This window comes from Nocardia farcinica (genome assembly GCF_029867845.1).
In the GTDB taxonomy this organism is placed as follows: Bacteria; Actinomycetota; Actinomycetes; order Mycobacteriales; family Mycobacteriaceae; genus Nocardia; species Nocardia farcinica_A.
In genome coordinates, this window is the sequence record NZ_JARWRU010001280.1 from 1 (window position 1) to 5,773 (window position 5,773).

Below are 5,773 nucleotides of genomic sequence, written 5' to 3' on the forward strand. Positions count from 1 at the left end.
GATCTGCCCTGAGACGACGACAGAGGCGGGGGCCCCGGGGGGCCCCCGGCGGGGGGGGAGGGGGGGGGGGGGGCGCGCGCCCCCCACACCCCCCCCCCCCCCCCCCCCCCCCCCCCCCCCCCCCCCCGCCCCGCGCGGGCGCCGGCCCGCCCCCCCCCCCCCCCCCCCCCCCCCCCCCCCCCCGGTCTCACCAGTCGTTCTCGGTGTAGCGGATGATGCCGCGCAGGTTCTTGCCGTCGAGCATGTCCTGGTAGCCCTGGTTGATCTCCTCCAGCGAGTAGCTGCGGGTGACCATGTCGTCCAGGTTCAGCTGGCCCGACTTGTACAGCGAGAGCAGGTGCGGGGCGTCCTGGCGGGCGTTGCCGCCGCCGAAGATGCAGCCCTTCACCGTCTTCTGCAGCATCGACAGCAGGAAGGTGTTCATCTTGACGTCGCCTGCGTCCATGCGGCCCATCGAGGTGACAACGAGGGTGCCGCCCTTGCTGGTGAGGATCAGGCCCTCTTCGACGTAGTCGCCGTGCATCTCGCCCATGGTCAGGATGACCTTGTCGGCCATGCGACCCTCGGTGGCCTCCATCAGCGGCACGATGGCCTCGGCCATGCTGGCGTAGGTGTGGGTGGCGCCGAACTTCTGCGCCTGCTCCAGCTTCCACGGCACGGGGTCGATCGCGACGACCTTGGACGCGCCGGAGAGCACCGCGCCCTGCAGCGCGCTCATGCCGACGCCGCCGATGCCCGCGACCACCACGGTGTCACCGGGCATGACGTTGGCGACGTGGGTGGAGGAGCCGAAACCGGTGGGCACGCCGCAGCCGACGAGACAGGCGACCTCGAACGGGATCTCGGGGTCGATCTTGACCACCGAGGTGTGGTGCACGGTCATGTACGGGGCGAAGGTGCCGAGCAGGCACATCGGGATGACGTTCTCCCCGCGCGCCTGGATGCGGTAGGTGCCGTCGCTGATGGCCTGGCCCATGAGCAGGCCCGCGCCGAGGTCACACAGGGCCATCTGCCCCTTCACACAGGCCGGACAGCGGCCGCAGGCGGGGATGAACGACAGGATCACATGGTCGCCGACCTGCAGATCGGAGGGCACGTTCGGGCCGAGCTTGGTGATGACGCCCGCGCCCTCGTGTCCGCCCATCACCGGGTAGCCCGGCATGGGCGTAGCGCCGGTGACGATGTGGTGGTCGGAATGGCACATACCGGCGGTCTCCATCCGGATCTGCACCTCGCCTGCCACCGGGTCGCCGATCTCGATCTCTTCCACCGACCACGGCTGGTCGATCCCCCACAGGATCGCGCCCTTCGTCTTCATTCCAGTCGACCTCTCGCGTGCACAGTGCTTCAATGTGACAGCACCCACACTACGAGATAAGTGGAACCCGTTCTAGTCCCACCCGGAAAAATCATTGCCCGGGGTAATAAACCAGGCCGAACATGTTCCAGAAATTCGAGCCGCGCCGCGATCGGGCCGCCGCGTTCTGCGGCGAGGTCAGCCGCGCACGTCGTGGACGTGGTGCACCAGATCGTGCAGGAAATAGCGCGCCAGCGAGTCCACCGTGAAGGTCGAGCCGTCGCCGCGCCGGGCGCGCAGGCCGCGCCGATCCGGCGGCACCGAGGCGAAGGCTGCCGCCACGGCGGCCGCGGCCTCGGTGAGCTGCTCGGCGACCTCGGCCGGGTCCTGTTCGTGGTAGCGATCGGCGACGGCGGTGGCGTCCTGGTCCCAGGCGGCGAAGGCCGGCACGTCGTCCGCCGCCTCCGCCCGGCCGGGCGCCGGACCACCACCGCCCGTGACGGGATCGGCGATCCCCGGATCGAAGGCGGGGATGCCGGGATCGACGGGGGTGCGGCCGGTGATCACCGCGACGCGGAGGACGAAGACCCGGCACACGTCACGCACGTGCGCCGCGTACTCCGTCGGCGACCATGTGTCCAGCCGGGGCCGCTGCCGCGCGTCGGGCCGGTTCAGCGCCGCGCGCAGACGATCCGCGTTGGCCCGCGCGGCGGCGGGCACCGCGTCGTAGTCGACGACAGCGGCGTCGTAGCCGCACTCGGGACAGGGGCGTTCCAGCACCCAGGTCCAGTCCTTCACATCGGGGACGATCGCCATGCCTCGACGGTAGTACGGCCCCGACTCAGGCCATCAGCCGCTGGGCCCGGTCGAACAGCTCCAGGGTGATCGCGTGCAGGAAGTCGCCGGTCTCCTTGGGCGCCTTGCCCGCGAACGCGCGCGCGTGAGTGCCCTCGAGCACGATGCCCAGCTTGAAGCAGGCCAGCACGGTGTACCAGTCCACCGCGCTCAGGTCACGGCTGGAGAAGCTGCCGTAGTGCTCGACCATCTCCTCGGCCGTGGGCAGTCCACCCGCCGCGCCGAGCCTGCCGATCAGCGCGGCGCCGGTGGTCCCCGGCTCGGGGCGGGTGGCGATCTGCCAGCCCAGATCGAGCAACGGGTCGCCGATGGTGGACATCTCCCAGTCGACCAGCGCGGCGACCTCGGGGCCGTCGTAGCTGAACATGATGTTGGCCAGGTGGCAGTCGCCGTGCAGGATGCCGGGCCGCCACTCGGTCGGCCGGTTGCGCTCCAGCCATTCGCCGACCTTCTCGATGCCGGGAATGTCCGGGCCCGGGTAGCCCTTGTTGCTCGCGTAGGACTCCAGCTCGGCCATCCAGCGCGGCACCTGGCGCTCCAGGAAGCCCTCCGGCTTGCCGTAGCCCTCCAGGCCGATCTCCTTGTAGTCCAGCTCACCGAGGCGGGCGATGGCCTCGACCGCCGACAGGCCCATGCCGCGCCGGATCTCGGCGTCGCCCGCGTGCAGGGCGGGCAGCTCGGTCTGCGGATTGAAGCCCTCGATGGGCTCCATGAGGTAGAAGTACACGCCGAGGACGGACTCGTCGGGAGCGGCGGCGATCACCCGTGGCGCCTTGACGTCGGTGCCGTTGAGCGCGCCGAGCAGGCGGGCCTCGCGCTTGATCACCTCGTTGCTCTTCGGCCGCAGATGCTTGGGCCCGCGGCGCAGCACGAAGGTGCGCCCGCCCCGGACGAAGCGCAGCATGATGTTCTGCGTGCCGCCACCGAGCGGGGTCACCTCCTCGAATTCGCCACCGGGAAGCCCCTGCTCTTCCATCCACTTCCCGACGATCGCGAAATCGACGACGTCACGATCCACCTCGACCGGCTGCGCTACAGACATGCCTGACATTGTGCACCACGGTCCCCGAGGAACTGAAGGCATCCGACAACAGTTGCCGGCCGGTGGCCGGGCGTAGGGTTGCGCACACCATGCGCACGCTGTTGATCGACAACTACGATTCGTTCACCTACAACCTGTATCAGCTGATCAGCGAGGTGAACGGCACCGAACCGACGGTCGTGCGCAACGACGAGTTCACCGACATCGCCGCGCTCGGGCTGGCCGACTACGACAACATCGTCATCTCCCCCGGCCCCGGCCGCCCCGACCGCCCGCGCGACGTCGGCCTGTCCGCCGCGGTGATCGCCGCCGCCACCCAACCGCTGCTCGGCGTCTGCCTCGGCCACCAGGCCCTCGTGGTCGCCGCGGGCGGCCGGGTCGAGCGCGCGCCGCGACCGCGCCACGGCTACCTCGACCGCGTCGCGCACGACGGCCGCGACCTGTTCGCCGGCCTGCCGCAGGACTTCACCGCCGTGCGATACCACTCCCTGGCCGCCCTCCGCCCGCTGCCTGCATGCCTGGAGATCACCGCCAGGACCGGCGACGGCGTGATCATGGGTGTGCGCCACCGGGATCGGCCCCAGTGGGGCGTGCAGTTCCATCCCGAGTCCGTCGAGAGCGAGCACGGGGCGGCGCTGCTGCGCAATTTCGCCGCCCTCACCGTGGCCGGGCGCACGGGCACACCCGCCGCCTCGCATCCGCGGGCGAACACCGCTCCGCCGCGATCGACCACTGATCGGGCGCTCGCCGCCGCGGCGCGGCCGGAGGGGGCGACACGTCGCGGGGTGTCCGTCGTGGCGGGCCCCGCGGCCGTGACCTCCCTCCGCCGCCCGCGGATCCATCACGAGATCGTCGATCGCGCTGTGGACACCGAGGCCGCCTTCGTGCGCCTGCACGCCCATTCCCCGACCGCCTTCTGGCTCGACAGCGAGCACGTCGAGCCCGGCTTGGACCGGTTCTCCTTCCTCGGCGACGCGAGCGGCCCGCTGGCCGAGGTGGTGCGCTATCGGGTCGGCGAGGGCGCCGTGACGGTGCGCGACGCCGACGGCGCCGAGCGCCGCGTCCCCGGCGACGTCCTCGGTTACCTGTCGCGGCAACTGCGCGACCGCCGGGTCGAACTCCCCGATCTGCCATTCGATTTCGGGTGCGGCTATGTCGGCTATCTCGGCTACGAGATCAAGGCCGACTGCGGCGCCACGGCCGTCCACCGCGCCCCAGCCCCGGACGCCCAGTGGATCTTCGCCGACCGCCTGATCGCCGTGGACCACGTGGCCGGCCGCACCCATCTGCTGGCGCTGAGCGACCCCGGCGATCCGCGCGCGGGCGACGACCACGCCCGGCGGTGGCTGCGGGACACCCGTGCGGTCCTGGACACGCTGCCCTCCTGGGCGAACCCACCCGAACTGCGCGTCGAGGCCGACCTCGACGCGGTGGCCGCCGGGCTCACCCGCGGTCGCGGTCGCTATCTCGCCGACATCGCCACCTGCCTCGAGCGGCTGCGGGCGGGCGAGTCCTACGAGATCTGCCTGACCGATGCGGTCACCCTCGACGCCGACATCCCCGGCCTGGACTTCTACCGCGTGCTGCGCCGCTGCAATCCCGCCCCGTACGCCGCCTTCCTGCGCTTCGACGGCCTGGAGGTGGCCTGCTCGTCCCCCGAGCGCTTCCTCAAGGTCGGCCGCGACGGCACGGTGGAGAGCAAGCCGATCAAGGGCACCGCCGCGCGCGGGACCACCCGGGCCGAGGACGAGCGGCTGCGGCGGGAACTGGCCACCGACCCCAAGACGCGCGCCGAGAACCTGATGATCGTCGACCTGCTGCGCAACGACCTGGGGCGGGTCTGCCGGATCGGCAGTGTGCACGTGCCCGAGCTGATGGCGGTGGAGACCTATTCCACACTGCACCAGCTGGTTTCGACGGTGCGTGGCACGCTGCGCGAGGACGTGGACGTGATGGACTGCGTGCGCGCCTGTTTCCCCGGCGGCTCCATGACCGGTGCGCCGAAGCTGCGCACCATGGAGATCATCGACGAACTGGAGACCGAGGCGCGCGGCGTCTATTCCGGCACCATCGGATTCCTCGGCCTCGGCGGCGCCGCCGATCTGAACATCGTCATCCGCACCGCCGTCCGCCAGGACGGGCGCTGGCGGATCGGCGCGGGTGGGGCGATCGTGCTCGATTCCGATCCGGCGGCCGAATACCGCGAGATGCTGCTCAAGGCCGCCGCCACCTTCCGCGCCGCGGGCCCGCTCGCGCGGCTCAGCGCCGCGGCGTGGGGGGGGGGGGGGGGGGGGGGGGCGGCCCCCCCCCCCCCCCCCCCCCCCCCCCCCCCCCCCCCCCCCCCCACCCCCCCCCCCCCCCCCCCCCCCCCCCCCCCCCCCCCGCCGGGGGGGCCCCCCCCCCCCCCCCCCCCCCCCCCCCCCCCGGAACCGGGCGGCAGTCAGTGATCCTGCGGCAGAGTGCACGGCCCGTCGTGGCCACGCATCCCATGGCACGAGTCGGTGAGATCGCAGGAGCCGGCGGTGATCCCAGCAGACGCATGCAGCGAGAGGCCGGCCTGCTCCTCGGCGTGGACCGAC

At 72.0% G+C, this 5,773-nt stretch carries 5 protein-coding genes; 1 reads left to right on the forward strand and 4 read right to left on the reverse strand.

Annotated features, from left to right (window positions below; all coding sequences use genetic code 11):
* The 4 genes from QH283_RS28635 to QH283_RS28650 all read right to left on the reverse strand — a co-directional run.
* Positions 1 to 191 (reverse strand): hypothetical protein (locus QH283_RS28635; protein ID WP_280506048.1); only part of this gene is annotated, 191 nt, incomplete at its 3' end.
* Complete coding sequence (locus QH283_RS28640) at positions 188 to 1,318, reverse strand: NDMA-dependent alcohol dehydrogenase (RefSeq protein WP_280506049.1); 1,131 nt, start codon at positions 1,316 to 1,318, stop codon at positions 188 to 190. The genes QH283_RS28635 and QH283_RS28640, both read right to left, overlap by 4 nt.
* 177 nt (positions 1,319 to 1,495) lie before the next feature.
* Positions 1,496 to 2,113 carry a DinB family protein gene (locus QH283_RS28645; protein ID WP_280506050.1) on the reverse strand — a complete coding sequence of 206 codons (618 nt, stop codon included), beginning with the start codon at positions 2,111 to 2,113 and terminating at the stop codon, positions 1,496 to 1,498.
* 25 nt (positions 2,114 to 2,138) lie between these two features.
* Positions 2,139 to 3,203 (reverse strand): phosphotransferase family protein, encoded by a 1,065-nt coding sequence (locus QH283_RS28650; protein WP_280506051.1) that lies wholly within the window; start codon positions 3,201 to 3,203, stop codon positions 2,139 to 2,141.
* Positions 3,204 to 3,283: 80 nt separating this feature from the next.
* On the opposite strand from QH283_RS28650, the gene pabB reads away from it, so the two are divergent.
* A complete protein-coding gene (gene pabB / locus QH283_RS28655; protein ID WP_280506052.1) occupies positions 3,284 to 5,641 on the forward strand; it encodes an aminodeoxychorismate synthase component I in 2,358 nt (785 codons plus the stop codon).
* Positions 5,642 to 5,773: the final 132 nt, after the last annotated feature.

What these genes read in the sequence shown, in the direction of transcription:
- QH283_RS28640 (WP_280506049.1), bottom strand. Translation starts at nt 1,318, where the DNA reads ATGAAGACGAAGGGCGCGATCCTGTGGGGGATCGACCAGCCGTGGTCG.
- QH283_RS28645 (WP_280506050.1), bottom strand. Translation starts at nt 2,113, where the DNA reads ATGGCGATCGTCCCCGATGTGAAGGACTGGACCTGGGTGCTGGAACGC.
- QH283_RS28650 (WP_280506051.1), bottom strand. Translation starts at nt 3,203, where the DNA reads ATGTCAGGCATGTCTGTAGCGCAGCCGGTCGAGGTGGATCGTGACGTC.
- pabB (WP_280506052.1), top strand. Translation starts at nt 3,284, where the DNA reads ATGCGCACGCTGTTGATCGACAACTACGATTCGTTCACCTACAACCTG.